This window comes from Aeromicrobium choanae, from assembly GCF_900167475.1.
GTDB classification, from domain to species: Bacteria; Actinomycetota; Actinomycetes; order Propionibacteriales; family Nocardioidaceae; genus Aeromicrobium; species Aeromicrobium choanae.
Map to the genome: position 1 here is coordinate 2,435,843 of NZ_LT796768.1, position 17,451 is coordinate 2,453,293.

The following is a 17,451-nucleotide window of genomic DNA, read 5'->3' on the forward strand; positions in this document are numbered from 1 at the left end:
AGCAGCGCCGTGACCCCGCTCGTCCGCGACACCGACCACCTGCGCGAGGTGCTGGGGATCCCCTTCAGCGGTCCGCAGCTGGCCGCGATCACGGCCGACCCGGCGCAGCCCCAGGCAATCATCGCCGGTGCCGGCGCGGGCAAGACCGCGGTGATGGCGGCGCGCGTCGTGTGGCTCGTGGGCCACCTCGGCTACGCACCCGACCGGCTGCTCGGGCTCACGTTCACCTCGAAGGCCGCCGCCGAGCTGGCCGGGCGGGTGCGCGAGTCGCTCGACCTCGTCGGCGACTTCTCCGAGTTCGGCGAGCCCACCGTCTCCACCTATCACGCCTTCGCCGGCACGCTGATCGCCGAGCACGGCCTGCGGATGGGGATCGAGCCCGACCTGCGCGTGCTGGCCGATGCGACGCGGTTCCAGATCGCGGCGCGCACCGCCCGCGGGCACGACGGCCCGCTCCGGCACGTCTCGGCCTGGCTGCCCACCGTGATCGGCGACCTGCTCGAGCTCGACGGCCAGCTGTCCGAGCACCTCGTCACCACCGACGAGCTCCGCGCGTTCGACCGCGCCACGATCGAGGCGGCCGAGCGGGCCGAGAAGCCGCTCAAGTGGCACGAGGAGATCGTCGCCGCGTCGATGAAGCGCGACGAGCTGGCCGACCTGGTGGACGAGTACCGCGCGGCCAAGGCCGACGCCGGCGTCATGGACTTCTCCGACCAGATGGCCTGGGGAGCCCAGCTCGCCACCCTGCCCGAGGTCCAGCAGGTGCTGCGGGAGCGCTACGACGTGGTGCTGCTCGACGAGTACCAGGACACGTCGGTGGCCCAGCGCGACCTGCTGCAGGCCCTGTTCGCCGGACGCCCGATCAGCGCGGTGGGCGACCCGGCGCAGGGCATCTACGGCTGGCGCGGCGCCGCCTCGGGCAACCTCACCGCGTTCCTCGACGACTTCCCGGGCGCCGGCGGTGAGAAGGGGCGGCTGTTCAGCCTCGACGTCACCCGCCGGTGCGCGCCGGAGATCATCGACCTCGCCGGCTACGTCGCCCGCGACTACTACGGCTCGCCCGGCATCGCCGAGATCGTCACGCCGCTGAGGGCGGCCCCCGAGAACCCCTCGGGCGAGGTCTCGGTCGCCCTGCACGAAGGCGTGGCCCAGGAGATCGAGGCGCTGGTCGATCTCGTCGTGCAGTCGGTCGAGAGCGGGGTCGCGCGACGCGAGATCGCGATCCTCGTCCGCACCACCAACGAGAATCCCGAGATCGTCCGGGCCCTGCGCTCGCGGGGGCTCCCCGTCGAGATCGTCGGCCTCACGGGCCTGCTCCAGCAGCCCGAGGTCGTCGACGTCCTCTCCGTGCTGGCCGTGCTGGACGACGTCACCGCCAACCCCGCGATGCTCCGTCTGCTCACCGGGGTGCGCTGGCGGATCGGCGAGCGCGACCTCGCGCTGCTGGGCCAGCGCGCGGCCGAGCTCGGGCGGCAGTGGCGCACAGGGGCAGAGACGGACGGCTCCGATCCCGACGCGGTCCTGCAGGCGGCACTCGACGAGGCCACCGCCGGAGTCGATCCCACCGAGATCGTCTCGCTGGCCGAGGCGGTGGAGGATCCGGGCCCCGCGTCCTACTCCGAGGCGGCGCGCACCCGCTTCGCCGACCTGGCCGCGATGCTGCGGCGGCTCCGACGCCATGCGCACGAGCCGCTGCTCGACCTGGCCCGCCGCGTCGTCACCGAGCTCGACCTCGACGTCGAGCTGCCGGTCGCCGGAGTCCCCACCGACAACCTCGCGCTGCTGATCGACGCGATCGGCGACTACGCCCAGCACGACCGCTACGCCTCCCTGCCGGGCCTGCTGGCGCACCTCGACGCCGAGCGCGAGTACAACGAGGGCATGGAGCTGAGCGCTCCGTCCGACGCCGACTCGATCAAGCTGCTGACCATCCACCGGGCCAAGGGCCTGGAGTTCGAGGAGGTCTTCGTGCCGTTCGTGTCCGGCACGGTCTTCCCGTCCGGGCGCGGCCGGTCCCGCTGGCCCACGGTCGCCAAGGCCCTCCCGGCTCCGCTGCGCGGCGATGTCGACTTCGTGCCGCAGGTCGCCGAGTTCACCGGCCCGGCGAAGAAGGCGTTCGAGGAGGACACCCGTCGCGACGCGCTGATGGAGGAGATCCGGCTGGCCTACGTGGCGTTCACGCGGGCCAAGCGGCGCCTGCACGTCAGCGGCCACCGCTGGGGCCGCACCCAGCTGCGTCCGCGCGCCGAGTCGGCGTTCCTGGCCGACGTGCGCGACTGGCTGGCCGAGCGCGGCATCGAGCCCGTCGTGTGGGCCGAGGCGCCCGTCGACGACGACCAGAACCCGCACCTCGTCGACCAGACCGTGCCGTGGCCGGTGGCGCTCACCTCGTTCGACCGCCGCCGCGAGCTCGCCGAGGCCGTGCGTCGCCACCTGAACGAGCCGGAGGCTCCTCCCGTCGAGGGCGATGAGCGCCTCGCCGAGCTGCGCATCGACCTCGACCTGCTCCTGGAGGAGGCGCGCGCGCGTGCCGAGCGCCGGATCGAGGTCACCCTGCCGGCGTCCCTCTCGGCCACCGAGGTGCTCGCGCTCGACGCCGACGAGGAGGCCTTCGTCCGGTCGCTGGCCCGGCCGATGCCGCGACGCCCGTCGGCGGCCGCGCGCTTCGGCACGAGGTTCCACGCCTGGATCGAGGCCCGTTACGGCCAGCAGACCCTGCTGGACCCCGACGAGCTTCCGGGGCGTGGCGATGCCGAGGTCGCCGACGAGTCCGATCTCGAGGCGCTCAAGGAGGCCTTCGAGTCCGGGCCGTTCGCGGGACGCGAGCCGCTGGTCGTCGAGGCGCCGTTCTCCCTGCGTCTCGGCGGGCAGCAGGTGATCGGCCGGATCGACGCGGTGTTCGGTACTGAGTTGGCCGACGGGCTGGCCGGGTTCGAGGTCGTCGACTGGAAGACCAACCGCACCCCCGACGCCGATCCGCTGCAGCTCGCGCTCTACCGGATCGCCTGGGCCGAGATGCAGGACATCGAGCCCGAGCGCGTGGTCGGCACCTTCCACTACGTCCGGCTGGGTTCGTCGCACACGTTCGACGACCTGCCCGACCGGGCGGCACTCGAGGCCCGGCTCGGGTTACGGTGAGGCGTGGATTTCGCGTTCGAACGGGCCCGGCACGACCGAGCGGGGAACCTGAGGCCGCGCGATGACCTGTGGAAGACGCCCGACACCCGGGTGCTCGTCCTCGGCGGCGAGCACGTCGCGACGATCGACGGCCCTGCGCTGCGGTGGACGTCGGTCGACGAGGCACCCGACGGCGAGTGGATCCTGCTGGGCGACCAGAACGGCACGCGTCACGCGGCCGTGGCGGTGCAGCGGGTCCCGCGCGAGCTGAGTCCCGTCAGCATCCGGATGCTGGCACCGCTGCTCGACCCCGACGAGCTCTCGCTGGCGATCCACGCGGTGGGCCTGGCGCGGTGGCTGCAGTCGCACACCTACTGCTCGCGCTGCGGCGAGTACCTCTACAGCGCCCAGGCGGGTCACCTGCGGGTCTGCCCGTCGTGCGGCACCGAGCACTACCCCCGCACCGACCCCGCCGTGATCATGCTCGTCACCGACGAGGACGACCGCTGCCTCCTGGCGCGCAACCCGAACTGGCCGGAGGGCCGGTTCTCCACGCTCGCCGGGTTCGTCGAGCCGGGGGAGACCCTCGAGGACGCGGTGCGTCGCGAGGTGGCCGAGGAGGTCGGGATCGCCGTCGGCGACGCCACCTACCTGGGCAGCCAGCCGTGGCCGTTCCCGCAGAGCCTCATGCTGGGCTTCCGTGCGGTGGCCGAGTCCACCGACTTCGTCCTGGACGACAAGGAGATCGCCGAGGCGCGCTGGTTCACCCGCGAAGAGCTCGTGGACGCCATCGAGAACGACGGCATCGCCCTGCCGCCGCCGAAGGTCTCGATCTCACGCTGGCTGATCGAGCAGTGGTACGGCGGCGACCTGCCCGGCGCCTGGTCCTGAGGGTCGTCCCTGCTCAGCCGCGGTTCAGGGCCGACGGGAGGTCCGTCGCGGCGAAGTCGTCACCGACGAACAGGAGGGGCTCGCCGGTTCCGCTCGCCAGCGCGTACGCGAAGCAGTCGCCGAAGTTGAGGCGGGCTCGATGCCCTGAGCCGCGGCCGAAGTCGCGGTAGGCCTCGCGCGCGGCCTTGGCGTGGCCGGCCGTGACGGGCTCGATGGCAACGCCCCAGTCGCGCAGCAGTGCATCGAGCTGGCGCGACAGTGCGGGGTCGCCGGCCTGGTCGACCACGAAGCCCAGTTCGAGGTAGGTGCCGGCGGACATGCGCGGAGCAGCCGCAGAGGCGAGCGATCGGTCGATCGCCTCCCAGCCGGGCTCACGCTTGATGACGGCCACGACCGCCGAGGTGTCGACGATCACCGGGGCAGACCGGCCTCGTCGTAGAGGTCGCCGGAATCCAGCGGCGCGTCGGCGGCCAGCTGCTGCATCGCGTGGATGCGGTCGAGTCGAGCGGCGTCGGAGGACTCTCGCTCGAGCTCGGCCAACAGCTTCTCGAGCGCCAGCTCGATGGCACTCGTCTGACTGCGTCCCGTGCGGAGCGCGACCTCGCGCGCCATCGCGTGAACGTGCTCGTTCTTGATGTTGAGGGCCACGGTGGAATTCTACCTCGAGAAGGTGCCATTACACCATGCCCAGCCGCGGTCAGAGCCCGAGTTGGGCCTTGACCTGGGCCACCGAGGGGTTCGTGAGCGCGGAGCCGTCGGCGAAGACGAGCGTCGGCACGGTCTGGTTGCCGCCGTTGGCCTGCTCGACGACCAGCGCCGAGTCGGGATCCTGCTCGATGTCGACCTCGGTGAACTCGATGCCCTCGCGCTGCAGCTGCGACTTGAGTCGGTGGCAGTAGCCGCACCACGGCGTGGAGTACAGGACGAAGGATGCGTCGGACATCGGGACCCTCTCGGTTCGGAACAGAAGCCTCTCCCGAGGTCAACGTGCCGCAGGCCACGCTCATTCCCGGGGGCCGCATACGACGCCTGTGTGCGGCGCCGGATCGTGTCGCCGGGCGGGGCTACGCTGGTCGCTGCCCACCCTCGACGCGATCTGGAGACCATGTCTGACGCCGACGACCTGCTGAACGGACTCGACCCCGAGCAGCGCGAGGTCGCCACCACCCTGCGGGGCCCGGTGTGCGTCATCGCCGGCGCCGGAACGGGCAAGACCCGCGCGCTCACGCACCGCATCGCCTACGGCACCGCGACGGGCGTCTACAAGCCCACCGAGGTCCTGGCGGTCACGTTCACGGTCAAGGCGGCCGGCGAGATGCGCGAGCGCCTGCGCACGCTCGGGGCGGGAGGCGTCCAGGCCCGCACGTTCCACTCGGCGGCGCTGCGGCAGGCCCGCTACTTCTGGCCGCGGGTGTACGGCACGGAGTTCCCCCAGATCCTCGAGTCGAAGTTCGCCTTCGTCGCCGAGGCCGCCCGCCAGGTGGGCGTGCGGGCCGACCAGGCCCTGCTGCGCGACCTCTCGGCCGAGGTGGAGTGGGCCAAGGTCTCCAACGTCCGGCCCGACGACTACGGCGCCGAGGCCGTGCGCCGCCAGCGCACCGTCGGCGACATCGACCCGGGCGAGGTGGGCGCCGTGCTGCGCGCCTACGAGCAGGTCAAGCGCGATCGCGGGCGCATCGACATGGAGGACATCCTCCTGATCACCGCCGCGATCCTGGCCGACGAGCAGGCGATCGCGGCCGAGGTGCGCCGCCAGTACCGGTGGTTCGTCGTCGACGAGTTCCAGGACGTCAACCCGCTGCAGTCCACGCTGCTCGACCTGTGGCTGGGCGGCCGCGACGAGGTGTGCGTGGTCGGCGACCCCCGCCAGACGATCTACACGTTCGCCGGCGCCTCGGCCACGATCCTGGGCGACTTCACCACGCGGCGGTTCCCCGACGCGCCGCGCATCGAGCTGGTGCGCAACTACCGCTCCACGCCGCAGATCGTCGCCGCGGCGAACGAGGTCTTCGCCGGCCGCGGCCCCTCGGTCACCCTCGGCGTGCGGCTGCAGTCGCAGAACTCCCCGGGCCCGGCCGTGGACTACCGCCCCTTCGCCGACGAGCCCGCCGAGGCGGACGCGATCGCCGACCGGATCGTCGCACTGCACCGCCAGGGCGTGCCCTACCGCGAGATGGCGGTGCTCTACCGGATCAACGCCCAGTCCGAGGTCTACGAGGAGGCCCTGGGCCGCCTGCAGGTCCCGTACTCCCTGCGCGGCGGCACCGGCTTCTTCCAGCGGCCCGAGGTGCGCCAGGCCGTCACCCTGCTGCGCGGCTCGGCCCACGCGGGCGAGGGATCCGGCTCGCTGGCCGACGACGTCCGCGCCGTGCTCGCGGCGATGGACTACTCCGAGACCCCGCCCGAGGGCCGCGGCGCGGTGCGCGACCGCTGGGAGTCCCTGCAGGCGATCCACACGATGGCGGTCGACCTCGCTCAGGAGCAGCCGCAGGCCGACCTCGCTGCCCTCGTGGCCGACCTCGACCGCCGTGCCGACCAGGCCCACGCGCCCTCCACCGACGGCGTCACGCTGTCCACGTTCCACGCGGCCAAGGGTCTGGAGTGGGACGCGGTCTTCGTCGCCGGCGCGCAGGAGGGCACGCTGCCCTACGTCGCCACGATGGACGAGCCCGCCGCGATCGAGGAGGAGCGCCGGCTCTTCTACGTCGGCATCACGCGCGCCCGGCGCCACCTGATGGTGTCGTGGTCGGCTGCGCGCAAGGCCGGCGGCCAGGCCCGCCGCAAGCCCAGCCGCTTCCTCGACCGCCTGCTGCCCGAGGACGTGCAGGTCTCGCGGGCGCCGAAGCGCAAGGTGCGGCTGCCCCAGCCCGACCTCGACTACGACGAGGCGCTGTTCGAGCGCCTGCGAGCGTGGCGCAAGGAGATCTCGCAGGAGGAGAGCAAGCCGGCGTTCACGGTGTTCAACGACGCCACCCTCAAGGCGATCGCCGCGATCCGTCCCAGCAGCGGCGACCAGCTGCTCCAGGTGTCGGGCGTGGGCCAGTCCAAGCTGGAGAAGTACGGCGACGGCGTCCTGGCCATCGTCGCCGACTCCTGACCGCCGCCCCGATCTCGGGTCAGGCGGGCTCGAAGCCGGGCAGCGACTCGGCCACGATCGCGCGGAAGCGGGCGGTCGCGCCCAGCTGGCACAGCACGCCCACGCCTCCGGCCCACACGCGGTGGATCAGCAGGTATCCCGGTGGCACGGTGAGCTTCAGGGCGGTGCCCATGCCCTCGGCGCCGGGGGAGGCCAGCCGCTGTCCCTGGCGGCGCAGCCAGTCACGGTCGAACGCGAAGGCCTCCACGGCCACGGGCTCGACGATCGGAGCGAGGTACCGCGCCAGCACGTCGGGGTCGACCCGGGTGCCCTGGCGGACGAATCCCTCCTCGCGCAACCCCTCGGCCACGGTCTCGTAGTCGCCGTCGGCCGCCGCGCGCAGCAGGGGCCCCATGGGTGCGGGCAGGCCGTCGGGCAGTCGCGCCACGGCGCCGTAGTCCACCACGCCCAGGCGCCCGTCGGGCAGCACCCGGAAGTTGCCGGGGTGGGGATCGGCGTGCAGCAGCCCGGCCCGGGCCGGGCCCTGGAACAGGAACCGCACGTAGGTCTCGCCGAGGCGGTTCCGCTCCTCGGGCGTGCCGTCGGCGATCACGTCGGCGAGGGAGCGATCACCCGGGAGCCACGTCGTGACCAGGGCTCGCTCCGTGTGGGCCAGTGGCGTCGGGACCAGGACGTCGGGGTCGTCGGCGAAGGCCTCGGCGAAGCGCGCCTGCGCATCGGCCTCGAGGGAGTAGTCGAGCTCCTCGGCCACGCGCTCCTGCAGCTCGCGCACGAGCGCCTTGACGTCCACCCCGGGCATCATCGTGCCCATCAGGCGGGCGAGCCGGCCGATCTGGCGCAGGTCGGAGTTGAGCGCCTCCGCGGCACCGGGGTACTGCAGCTTCACCGCGACCTCGACGGGTTCTGCGCCCGGCTCGGCGACGAAGCCGCTGCGGTGCACCTGGCCGATGGACGCGGCGGCGGCCGGGATCATCTCGAAGTCGGGGAACCGCTCGGGCCAGTCCTCGCCGAACTCCCGGACCATCACGCGTCTCACGGTGGGCGAGCCCATCGGCGGTGCGGCGTCCTGCAGCTTCGTCAGGGCCTCGCGGTAGGGCGCGATGACCTCCTCGGGCAGGGCCGCCTCGAAGATGCTCAGCGCCTGGCCGAACTTCATGGCGCCGCCCTTGAGCTGGCCGAGCACGCTGAAGACCTGGTCGGCGGTGCGGCGCTGCACGTCGGTCATCACCGCGGCGGCGGGAGCGCCGACGAGCCGCCGGCCGATGCCCCACGTGGTGCGGGCGGCGAATCCCGCCGGCAGGCTGGCCAGGCGGGCGCCGCGACGCAGGGCGCTGCCCGTCAGCGGGGTGTCGGTCGTGTCGTCCGGGTCGGTGTCGGCCACGTGGTCAGGATAGTGGCGAGGGCCGCATCGGACCGGTCATGCGGCGAGCAGCCGGCACGGGCAGTCGGGCGCGAAGGGCACGTCGTCCACGTCGTTCAGCCCGTGCGCCGGACCCACCGACACGACGCGCCCGAGGCTGGGCGGGCGCCGTCCCTCGCCGAGGCAGTCGAGGTGGTGCAGCACCTCCGCGGCCGCGCGGTGGAGCACGCCGGGCGGCAGGGCCGGGTCGAGGAGGCGCGCCTGCTCGAACTGCGGCACGAGCACGGACCAAGTGGGATCGGCCGCGGCCACGTGGGCGTCGAGACAGCCCAGGCACGGCGAGAACCCCGGCGCGACGAGCGGCCCGATCCGCACCCGCCGCTCGTCGAGCACGACGGGCAGGTGCACCACCCCACCACTGACGAGGTGCTCGAAGGTCGATCGTGCGGGCTCGCCAGCGCTGACCAGGACCTCGATCTCGGGCTCGATCGCCGGCTGCCCCACCGCGTCGGTGAGCAGGGCGGCGAAGGCGGAGGTGGAGCGATCATGACGCACGGCCACGCGCAGGCCGTCGGCGGGAGACACGGGACGCAGCACGGCGCCGGCCGCGACGAGGCGGTGCAGGGTGCTCGCGAGATCGTCGGCGAACTCGGGGACGTCGCGCGCCACGAGCTCGGTCAGCAGGGGGAGCGGCAGGGAGCCGTCGAGGAGGCGCAGGACTCGGGCGAGGCCCGGCCGGTCACGGAGCACGATGCCGGGGCTGGTGCCCAGCTGGAGGTTCCGGGCGTCGCGGCGCAGCAGCAGCGCACCGGGCAGGAGTCGCGGGCCGCGAGCAAGGGAGGGGTGCGCCATCGGGCCATCGTGGCCGGTTCGGCACCCCCTTGGGACGTCGATCCACAGGGACGACGTCCGCAGGGGGAGGCGGCGGGGGCGAGCCTGTCGCCCCCGCCGCGACGCTCAGGCCTTGCCGAGGATGCGGTTGAGCTTGGTCCCGCACTCGGGGCAGATGCCCTTGGCCATGCGGGTGCCCTTCTCGCTGACCTGGACTTCACCGCTGGTCTCGCGCTTGTCCTTGCACTTCACGCAGTAGAACTCGCCGGTCCATGTCTCCGCCATAGCGGCCTCCTTGCCGATGTGTGCCGCCGAATGTGGCACAGGTCACGCTCAGCCTAAGCGCAAAAACGTGGCAGGCAAGGCCGAAGCCCCGACCGGCGCGCCTTCCCCTTGCGCGTCGGACCGGGGCTTCGACTGCGCTCAAGGTAGGCCCTCCCGGCGTGCACGGTCAATGGCTCGTCCGAGGCTCTGTCCACCGCCTGTGGACAATGTTGTGCACATCGTGTGGGGATCGCCGTGCGCCGGTGTGGGGATCGGTGTGGACAGTGCCTCCTCGACGCCAGATGAGGACGGTCGAAGTGGCCTCTGACCTGCGCAGACGTCCCGTCGGCCTGTGGACGAACGCACGAGGTGATCCGCGGCCACGCGCGGCCTCCTCCGGACCGTCGGGACCGCGCTCTACGGTGGGGACATGGCCGAGATCGAGGTGCGCCGCAGCGCGCGCCGCACCCGCACCGTCAGTGCGCGCCGTGAGGGCGACCGCACGATCGTGATGATCCCGGCGTCGATGTCACGGCGGGAGGAGCGCCGCGCCGTGGCCGAGATGGTCGCCAAGCTCGACGCCCGCGAGCAGAAGCGCGCCGCGCCGCGCTCCGACGCCGGCCTCGCCCGTCGCGCGTCCGAGCTCGCGAGGCTGTATGTCCCCGAGGCTCCCGAGCCCGCGTCGGTCCGCTGGGTCACCAACCAGAACTCGCGCTGGGGCTCCTGCACGCCGATCGACCGGACGATCCGGCTGTCCCACCGGTTGCAGTCGATGCCCGACCACGTCGTCGACGCGGTGCTGGTGCACGAGCTGACCCATCTGGTGGTCTCGGGCCACGGGCCACGGTTCGACGCGATCGTCAGTCGCTACCCGCGGACGGACGAGGCGATGGGGTTCCTCGAAGGCGTGACCTGGCAGCAGCGACGAGAGCCCTGACCGAGTCGTCGGTGGGCCGGGGCAGGTCGTCCAGCGCGAACCACCGCACGTCGTCGGACTCCTCCGAGCACTGGGGCTCGGCGCCCGGCGGGGCCACCGCCACGAACTGCACGTCGAGGTGATGACCGCCCTCGTGGCAGTACACCGGGTGGCGCGACAGCAGGACGGGCTCGGGATCGATCGCCAGGCCGGCGATGCCCGTCTCCTCCTGTGCCTCGCGCCGCGCCGCCTCGGCGAGAGACGGGTCGACGTCCTCGCAGTGGCCCCCGGTCTGCAGCCAGCGGCCGAACTTCGGGTGCAGCACGAGGGCCGCGTGCTCGTGGTCGGCCGAGACCACGAGGGCGCTGGCGGTGACGTGGTCGGGCGCGCAGGCGCGGGCGCCCGGATCGTCGTGGGCCCCGGCGTGGTCGGCGAACAGCGCGCGCAGGTGCTCCTGCTCGGCGTCCGGCGACGACCACCGCGCCAGCACGGCGCGGATGTCGGAGGTCAGGCTCACGCGCGGTCGTCGGGGGAGTCGCCGGTCTCGCCCGGGTCGTCCGAGGAGAGCAGCTCCTGCAGCGCGGCGTCGAAGTCGGCGTCGCTCAGCTCGGCGGTCTGGTTCTCGCAGAAGCCGAGCGGATCGTCGAGATCGGCCGACGTCGGCAGCAGATCGGGGTGGCTCCAGACGGCGTCGCGCGCCTCGGGGCCGCGGCGGTCGCGCAGCGCCGACCACAGGTTGGCGGCGTCGCGCAGGCGGCGCGGGCGCAGCTCGAGGCCGACCAGCGAGGCGAACGTGTCCTCGGCCGGGCCGCCGGTGGCCCGGCGGCGACGCATCGCCTCGGCCAGCGCGGGCGCGGCCGGCATCACGTCGGCGGTGGCGCGGGCCACGACCTCGTCGACCCAGCCCTCGATGAGCGCGAGGAGCAGCTCGAGGCGCTCCTTGGCGCGCTCCTGCTCGGGTGTGGGCGCCGGGTCGAACAGTCCTCCCGACAGGGCCTCCTGCATGGCCTCGGGGTTCGTCGGGTCGATCGAGCGCATCTGCTCCTCGATGGCGCCGGTGTCGATGCGGATGCCGCGGGCGAAGTCCTCGATCGCGCCGAGCACCGCGGCACGCAGCCAGGTGGCGTGCGCGTAGAGGCGGTGGTGGGCGGCCTCGCGCAGCATCACGTAGAGCAGCACGTCGGCCTGGCTGGCCTCGAGGTCGGTGGCGAAGGCGCTGATGTTGTGCGGCAGTACGGCAGCCACGTGCTCGGGCCCGAGCGGCAGGCCCACCTCGGTGGAGGAGAGGACCTCGGTGGCCAACGCGCCGATGGCCGACCCGATCTGCTGGCCGAACATGGCGCCGCCGGCCTGGTTGAGCATGCCGAGGAGAGGGCCGGCCATCGCCTTGGCCTCGGGCGGCATGGCGTCGCCCATCGAGGCCACGACGTGCTCGGCCACCGGCTCGACCATGACCTGCCAGCTGGCCATCGTCTGCTCGACCCAGTCGGCGCGGCTCCACGCCAGCGCGGAGGTGGCCGTCGCGGGCACGTCGGTGGCCTTGTCGAGCCACATCTCGGCCAGACGCGCGGCGTCGGCGACGGCGCCGGCCTGACCGCTGTGGGGGCTCGGGTCCTCGCCCGCGGCGGCCACGGCGTGGCGGGCCACGTCGGCGGCGAGCGTGTAGTTCACGGTGCCCTCGTGCGGCTCGAACATCCGCTGCATCTGGGACATCATCTGGCCGAGGTCGAACTGACCTGCGCCCATCTGTCCGAACAGGCCCTCCAAGGGCGTGCCCTTGAAGGGATTCTGGGGGTCCTCGCGGGGTTCCTCGGCCATGGGGCCAGCCTAGGCGCTCCGGCCCAACGCGGGATTTCCACCGTGCCTCTAGGGTGATCGATGTGTCATCGCCGCTGCGCCTGAGTCGCCGCACCCTCACCCTGTCCGTCGGCCTGGCCGTCGTGACGGTGCTGACGTGCCTCGTGGCCTTCCTGCCCGTCCCGTTCGTGACGATGCGGCCGGGCCCGGTGTTCAACACCCTCGGCGAGCTCGACGGCACCCCGATGCTGACGTTCGGCGACGACGTGCGCACGTATCCCACCGACGGCCGCCTGGACTTCACCACGGTCTCGGTCACCCGCGCCGAGTCGAGGATGTCGCTCGCCGGCGCGATCGAGGGCTGGCTCGATCCCGACGTCGCGGTCGTGCCCCACGACTTCCTGTACCCCGACCGCCAGACGGACGAGCAGTCCAAGGCCGCGGGTGCCGCCGAGCTCGCCAGCTCCCAGGACGCGTCACGTGCCGCGGCGCTGCGGGCGGCCGGCCGCGAGGTCGCCGAGGTCCCGAAGGTGGCCGGCGTGGTCGAGGACGGTCCCGCCGAGGGCAAGCTGCAGGTGGACGACATCCTGCTCACCGTCGACGGTCGCAAGGTCGCCTCGCAGGAGGCCGTGGGCCAGGCGATCGGGGCACGCAAGCCCGGCGACGAGGTCACGATCGGCTACCGCAGGGACGGCCGCGACGGGACCGTCAAGCTCACGACGACCGCGATGGACGACGACCCCGACAAGGCGCGCATCGGCATCGCCGTCGGCTCGACCTTCCAGTTCCCGATCGAGATCCAGAACCACATCGGCGACCGCGTCGGCGGCCCGAGCGCGGGGACGATGTTCGCCCTGGCGATCTACGACGCGCTGACGCCCGGCGCGCTCACCGGCGGGCAGAACGTGGCCGGAACCGGCACGATCGATCCTGAGGGCACGGTCGGCTCCATCGGTGGCGTGCGCCAGAAGATGGCCGGCGCCGCTGAGTCGGGTGCTGACATCTTCCTCGTGCCCGCGGACAACTGCGACGAGGCGACCCAGGGAGATGACTTCGGCATGACGCTGGTGAAGGTGGGGAAGCTGCAGGACGCGATCGATGCGCTGGGCACGCTCGCGAAGGACCCGAAGGCGGAGGTGTCGAGCTGTGAGTGATCCGGAGCTGACCGTGAGTGGCGGCGGCCTGGGGGCCGACTCGCCCGTGCGACGCGCCGCCCTCGAGGTGGAGGGCCACGTGAACGACGGCGGCTGGGACCAGGCGCCCCGGCTGTTCGCCCTCGTCCTGACCGGCGACCTGCTGGCCGCCCAGCCCGAGCTGGCCGACGAGCTGGGTGACCCCGACTCGTACACGCCGATCGAGCAGGAGCTGCCGCACGACCGCGAGGTCGAGGACCTGCTGCCCGAGATCGGCTGGCCCGCCGAGGTCGCCGGGTGCGCCGTGGTGATGGAGCGGATCACCCTCCCGGCCGAGGCCGAGGACCACCTCCCGAGCGACCCCGCGGCGGTGGCCGACTTCGCCGCCCAGCACCCCGATCGGCAGGAGATGCGGATCGTCGCGGCGGTCCTGCGCGACGGGTCGGCGCACGTGGCGGTGCGCCCGCGCTCCCCCGAGGACGCGCCGCTGATCGAGGGGCCCGATCTCGTGCCCGGACTCGTCGACCTGCTGGCGCAGACCCTCGCCGAGGACTCCTGACACGGTGGTTATTCCGCACCCCGTAGGCTGACGGCACCAGACCCACACCGTTGTGAGCCAGGAGCACCGTGAGCGACATCTTCGGATCGACACCCCCTCGACGCGAGCCTGAACCGCGTTCCGACCGAGGGCGGAGAGTGCTGATCCCCACGATCGTCACGTTGGCCGCCCTGCTGGTCCTCGGATCGCTGTTCGTCAGCCTCTGGACCGAGCGCCTCTGGTACGGCTCGGTCGACTTCCAGGGCGTCTTCACCACCGTCCTGATCTCGCGCGGTGTGCTCTTCGTGGCCTTCGCCCTCTTCGGTGCGCTCTTGGTCGGCGCGAATATCTGGCTGGCGCACCGCAACCGCCCGAACCCGCTGGGGCTGCGTCGCGACGATCCCGCCGCCCGGTACCGCCTGGCGATCGCCCCGATCGCCAAGTGGGCGCTGCTGGCCGTCGCCGGCTTCGTCGGCTTCTTCTCCGGCATCATCGGCAGCAGCCGCTGGGAGACGTTCCAGCTGTGGCGCAACGGCGAGCCCTTCGGCACCAAGGACCCCCACTTCGGCAAGGACGTGGGCTTCTACGTCTTCGACATGCCGTGGCTGCAGTTCATCGTGTCGTTCCTGTTCGCCCTGCTGCTCATCACCGCCATCGCGGTCGTGTTCGTGCACTACGTCTTCGGCGGGGTCCGGCTGGGCAACAAGGGCCCCAGCTTCAGTCGCGCCGCCCAGGTCCAGGTGGCCGTGCTCATCGGCCTGGCGATGCTCGTGCGGGCCGCGAAGTACTGGCTCGACCGCTACGCGATGGCCTACGACAGCTCGGGCCTGTTCGACGGCATCAAGTACACCGGGGCGAACGCCGAGATCCCGGCCAAGAACATCCTCATGATCGTCGCGATCCTGTGCGCGCTGATGTTCTTCTCCACGATCTTCCTGCGCTCCTGGACCCTGCCGGCGCTGGGCCTGGGCCTGTGGTTCCTCACGTCGCTGCTGATCGGCGCCGCGTGGCCCGCGATCATGCAGCAGTTCCAGGTCAACCCCTCCGAGCCCGACCGCGAGGGTCCGTACCTGGAGAAGAACATCGAGGGGACGCGCGAGGCCTTCGACGTCGCCGACGTCCAGACGCAGGACTACTCGGCCAAGACCGAGCTGACCCCGCAGGAGCTGAACGCCTCGGCCGAGGCGCGCGTCAGCACGCGTCTGCTCGACCCCACCCTGATCTCCCCGGCCTTCCAGCAGCTGCAGCAGGTGCGCGGCTACTACACGGTGCAGAGCACGCTCGACGTCGACCGCTACGCGATCGGCGACGACCCGCAGCCGCAGGACGTCATCATCGCGGCGCGCGAGGTCGACCTCGACGGCCTGCAGTCGACGCAGCGCACGTGGTCGAACGACCACACGGTCTACACCCACGGCTACGGCGTCATCGCGGCCTACGGCAACAAGCGCGGCTCGCAGGGCGAGCCGGTGTGGGTCGCGAAGGACATCCCGCCCACCGGCGAGCTGGAGTTCGAGGACGCGCCGCGGATCTACTTCGGCGAGAAGTCCCCGGCCTACTCGATCGTGGGTCGTCCCGACGGCGCCAACCCCATCGAGGTCGACACGCCCCGTGGCGGCGGCACGGCTGAGGAGGAGGCCGGCGACGGCGACTCCACGGCCAACACGTACGACGGCAAGGGCGGCGTCGAGATGGGCTCGCTGTTCAACCAGGTGCTCTACGCGTTCAAGTTCGCCGAGCCCAAGATCGTGCTGTCGGACCGCGTCAACAGCAACTCCAAGATCATCTACGACCGTCACCCGCGCGACCGCGTCCGCAAGGTCGCGCCGTGGCTGACGCTCGACGGCGACACGTACCCCGCGGTCGTCGACGGCAAGGTCGTCTGGATCGTCGACGGCTACACGACCAGCAACTCCTACCCGTACTCCGAGTCGCGCTCCCTGGCCGAGGCCACGAGCGACACGCTGACCGACGGCGCCAGCCAGATCGCGCTGCCGACCGATCAGGTCAACTACATGCGCAACTCGGTCAAGGCCGTGGTCGACGCCTACGACGGCACGGTGAAGCTCTACGAGTGGGACACCGAGGACCCGATCCTGAAGACGTGGTCGAAGGTCTTCCCCGACGTGGTGCAGCCGAAGTCGGAGATCAGCGAGTCGCTGCTGCAGCACCTGCGCTACCCGGTGGACCTGTTCAAGGTGCAGCGCGACGTGCTCAGCCGCTACCACGTGACCAACGCCCAGACGTTCTACGAGGACGGCGAGCGCTGGAAGATCCCCGAGGACCCCTCGGCCTCCGGCAACACGAAGCAGCCGCCGTACTACCTCTCGATGAGCCGTCCCGGCGACGAGGCCTCGCGGTTCAGCCTGACCAGCGTCTACCTGCCGAACAACCGTCAGAACCTGGCGTCGTTCATGAGCGTCAACTCCGAGGCGTCCGACACCGAGAACTACGGCAAGGTGCAGATCCTGGAGCTGCCGAGCGACACCCGGGTCGGTGGCCCGAACCAGATCGCGGCGCAGTTCGAGTCCGATGCCGGGGTGCGTGCGGCGCTGCTGCAGTACGAGCAGTCGCAGAACACCAGGATCCTGCGCGGCAACCTGCTGACCCTGCCGGTCGGCGGCGCGATGCTCTACGTGCAGCCGATCTACATCCAGCGCGTGGGCGAGGGCTCCTACCCGGTGCTCCAGCTGATCACCGCGACCTTCGGTGAGGGCGTCGGCGTGGGCCAGACCCTCGACGAGGCGCTGCGCGTGGCGCTGGGCCTGACGGAGACCCGCCCGCCCGAGCCCGACGAGCCGGCGCCCGACGGCGACGCCGGCGGCGGGGGCGGGGGCGAGGTCAAGACGGCCGAGCAGTACCTCGCCGACGCGTCGGAGTACTACGACCAGGCGCAGGCGGCCCTGGAGGACGGCGACCTCGCCACCTACCAGGCCCGGATCGACTCGATGGCCAACGCGCTCGAGGCCGCCCAGCGGCTCCTCGGCGAGTAGTCGCCGCCGGCGCCCCCGCCGTCAGTCGGTGGGGGAGTCGGTGACGTCGGCCACGGTGGCGTCCAGCGCGGCGATCACGTCGGCGGACTCCACCGTCACGGCCACGCCGTGGGCGCCCGCGCCGAGTGAGATCGTGCCCTCCACCGCGGCGTCGGCGATCACCGGCCAGGCGTGGGTCGAGCCGAACGGGGTGATCGTGCCGCGCTCGTAGCCGGTGGCCGCGAAGGCGTCCTCGGCCGGCGGCATCGACAGCCGCGAGACACCCAGTACCGCCCGGAGCTTGGGCCAGCTGATCTGGCGATCGCCCGGCACGAGGACGAACAGGTACTCCTCACCCGACCGCCGCACCACCAGGGTCTTGACGATGCGATCGGGATCGACGCCGCGTGCGGCGGCGGCCTCGGCCAGCGAACCGACCTGCCCGTGACGGGTGACCGTGTGGCGGACGCCCGCGGCGTCCAGGGCGGCGATGGCGCGTTCCTCGCTCATGTGCCGAGCCTAGGTCCGCTCGCCG

Annotated in this window: 16 protein-coding genes; 7 read left to right on the plus strand and 9 right to left on the minus strand. The window is 72.2% G+C overall.

What is annotated here, in order from left to right:
• Positions 1 to 9: 9 nt before the first annotated feature.
• Positions 10 to 3,138, plus strand: coding sequence for an ATP-dependent DNA helicase (locus tag B5D60_RS11710; protein WP_078700329.1), 3,129 nt, complete (start codon positions 10 to 12; stop codon positions 3,136 to 3,138).
• A gap of 3 nt (positions 3,139 to 3,141) precedes the next feature.
• On the plus strand, positions 3,142 to 4,008 hold the full coding sequence (gene nudC / locus B5D60_RS11715; protein WP_078700330.1) for an NAD(+) diphosphatase: 867 nt from the start codon (positions 3,142 to 3,144) through the stop codon (positions 4,006 to 4,008).
• Positions 4,009 to 4,021: 13 nt separating this feature from the next.
• Here nudC and B5D60_RS11720 read toward each other — a convergent pair whose 3' ends face one another.
• From B5D60_RS11720 to B5D60_RS11730, 3 genes are read right to left on the minus strand one after another with little or no spacing between them, the layout of a single operon-like run.
• Entirely contained in the window at positions 4,022 to 4,423 is a 402-nt protein-coding gene (locus B5D60_RS11720) for a type II toxin-antitoxin system VapC family toxin (protein WP_078700331.1), read from the minus strand.
• On the minus strand, positions 4,420 to 4,656 hold the full coding sequence (locus tag B5D60_RS11725; RefSeq protein WP_078700332.1) for a type II toxin-antitoxin system VapB family antitoxin: 237 nt from the start codon (positions 4,654 to 4,656) through the stop codon (positions 4,420 to 4,422). The genes B5D60_RS11720 and B5D60_RS11725 overlap by 4 nt, the downstream gene beginning before the upstream one ends.
• A 49-nt stretch (positions 4,657 to 4,705) precedes the next feature.
• The gene (locus B5D60_RS11730) at positions 4,706 to 4,951 is read right to left on the minus strand and encodes a mycoredoxin (protein ID WP_078700333.1); all 246 of its coding nucleotides are present in this window, start codon (positions 4,949 to 4,951) and stop codon (positions 4,706 to 4,708) included.
• A 162-nt stretch (positions 4,952 to 5,113) separates the two neighbouring features.
• Between B5D60_RS11730 and B5D60_RS11735 the strand changes: the two genes are divergently transcribed.
• Positions 5,114 to 7,105 (plus strand): ATP-dependent helicase, encoded by a 1,992-nt coding sequence (locus tag B5D60_RS11735; protein ID WP_078700334.1) that lies wholly within the window; start codon positions 5,114 to 5,116, stop codon positions 7,103 to 7,105.
• Positions 7,106 to 7,124: 19 nt separating this feature from the next.
• On the opposite strand, the gene B5D60_RS11740 is transcribed toward B5D60_RS11735, so the two are convergent.
• The 3 genes from B5D60_RS11740 to B5D60_RS16955 all read right to left on the minus strand — a co-directional run bounded on the left by B5D60_RS11740 (position 7,125) and on the right by B5D60_RS16955 (position 9,581).
• Positions 7,125 to 8,486: an ABC1 kinase family protein gene (locus B5D60_RS11740; protein ID WP_231948725.1), complete on the minus strand. Its 1,362-nt coding sequence runs from the start codon at positions 8,484 to 8,486 to the stop codon at positions 7,125 to 7,127.
• A gap of 36 nt (positions 8,487 to 8,522) precedes the next feature.
• Complete coding sequence (locus tag B5D60_RS11745) at positions 8,523 to 9,317, minus strand: hypothetical protein (RefSeq protein ID WP_078700335.1); 795 nt, start codon at positions 9,315 to 9,317, stop codon at positions 8,523 to 8,525.
• 105 nt (positions 9,318 to 9,422) lie between these two features.
• Positions 9,423 to 9,581 (minus strand): DUF5679 domain-containing protein, encoded by a 159-nt coding sequence (locus B5D60_RS16955; RefSeq protein ID WP_172806346.1) that lies wholly within the window; start codon positions 9,579 to 9,581, stop codon positions 9,423 to 9,425.
• Between the two features lie 409 nt (positions 9,582 to 9,990).
• Between B5D60_RS16955 and B5D60_RS11750 the strand changes: the two genes are divergently transcribed.
• The gene (locus B5D60_RS11750; RefSeq protein ID WP_078700336.1) at positions 9,991 to 10,497 is read left to right on the plus strand and encodes a M48 metallopeptidase family protein; all 507 of its coding nucleotides are present in this window, start codon (positions 9,991 to 9,993) and stop codon (positions 10,495 to 10,497) included.
• Here the strand turns inward: B5D60_RS11750 and B5D60_RS11755 are convergent.
• Positions 10,421 to 10,993 (minus strand): NUDIX hydrolase, encoded by a 573-nt coding sequence (locus B5D60_RS11755; protein ID WP_078700337.1) that lies wholly within the window; start codon positions 10,991 to 10,993, stop codon positions 10,421 to 10,423. The genes B5D60_RS11750 and B5D60_RS11755 overlap by 77 nt on opposite strands.
• On the minus strand, positions 10,990 to 12,294 hold the full coding sequence (locus B5D60_RS11760) for a zinc-dependent metalloprotease (RefSeq protein WP_078700338.1): 1,305 nt from the start codon (positions 12,292 to 12,294) through the stop codon (positions 10,990 to 10,992). Before B5D60_RS11760 ends, B5D60_RS11755 begins: the two co-directional genes overlap by 4 nt.
• A gap of 62 nt (positions 12,295 to 12,356) precedes the next feature.
• Between B5D60_RS11760 and B5D60_RS11765 the strand changes: the two genes are divergently transcribed.
• The 3 genes from B5D60_RS11765 to B5D60_RS11775 all read left to right on the plus strand — a co-directional run bounded on the left by B5D60_RS11765 (position 12,357) and on the right by B5D60_RS11775 (position 16,937).
• Positions 12,357 to 13,427 carry a YlbL family protein gene (locus tag B5D60_RS11765; protein ID WP_078700339.1) on the plus strand — a complete coding sequence of 357 codons (1,071 nt, stop codon included), beginning with the start codon at positions 12,357 to 12,359 and terminating at the stop codon, positions 13,425 to 13,427.
• Complete coding sequence (locus B5D60_RS11770; protein WP_197684312.1) at positions 13,420 to 13,965, plus strand: PPA1309 family protein; 546 nt, start codon at positions 13,420 to 13,422, stop codon at positions 13,963 to 13,965. The genes B5D60_RS11765 and B5D60_RS11770 overlap by 8 nt, the downstream gene beginning before the upstream one ends.
• Positions 13,966 to 14,102: 137 nt before the next feature.
• Positions 14,103 to 16,937 carry a UPF0182 family membrane protein gene (locus B5D60_RS11775; protein WP_231948729.1) on the plus strand — a complete coding sequence of 945 codons (2,835 nt, stop codon included), beginning with the start codon at positions 14,103 to 14,105 and terminating at the stop codon, positions 16,935 to 16,937.
• A gap of 21 nt (positions 16,938 to 16,958) precedes the next feature.
• On the opposite strand, the gene B5D60_RS11780 is transcribed toward B5D60_RS11775, so the two are convergent.
• Positions 16,959 to 17,426: an aminoacyl-tRNA deacylase gene (locus B5D60_RS11780; protein ID WP_078700341.1), complete on the minus strand. Its 468-nt coding sequence runs from the start codon at positions 17,424 to 17,426 to the stop codon at positions 16,959 to 16,961.
• Positions 17,427 to 17,451: the final 25 nt, after the last annotated feature.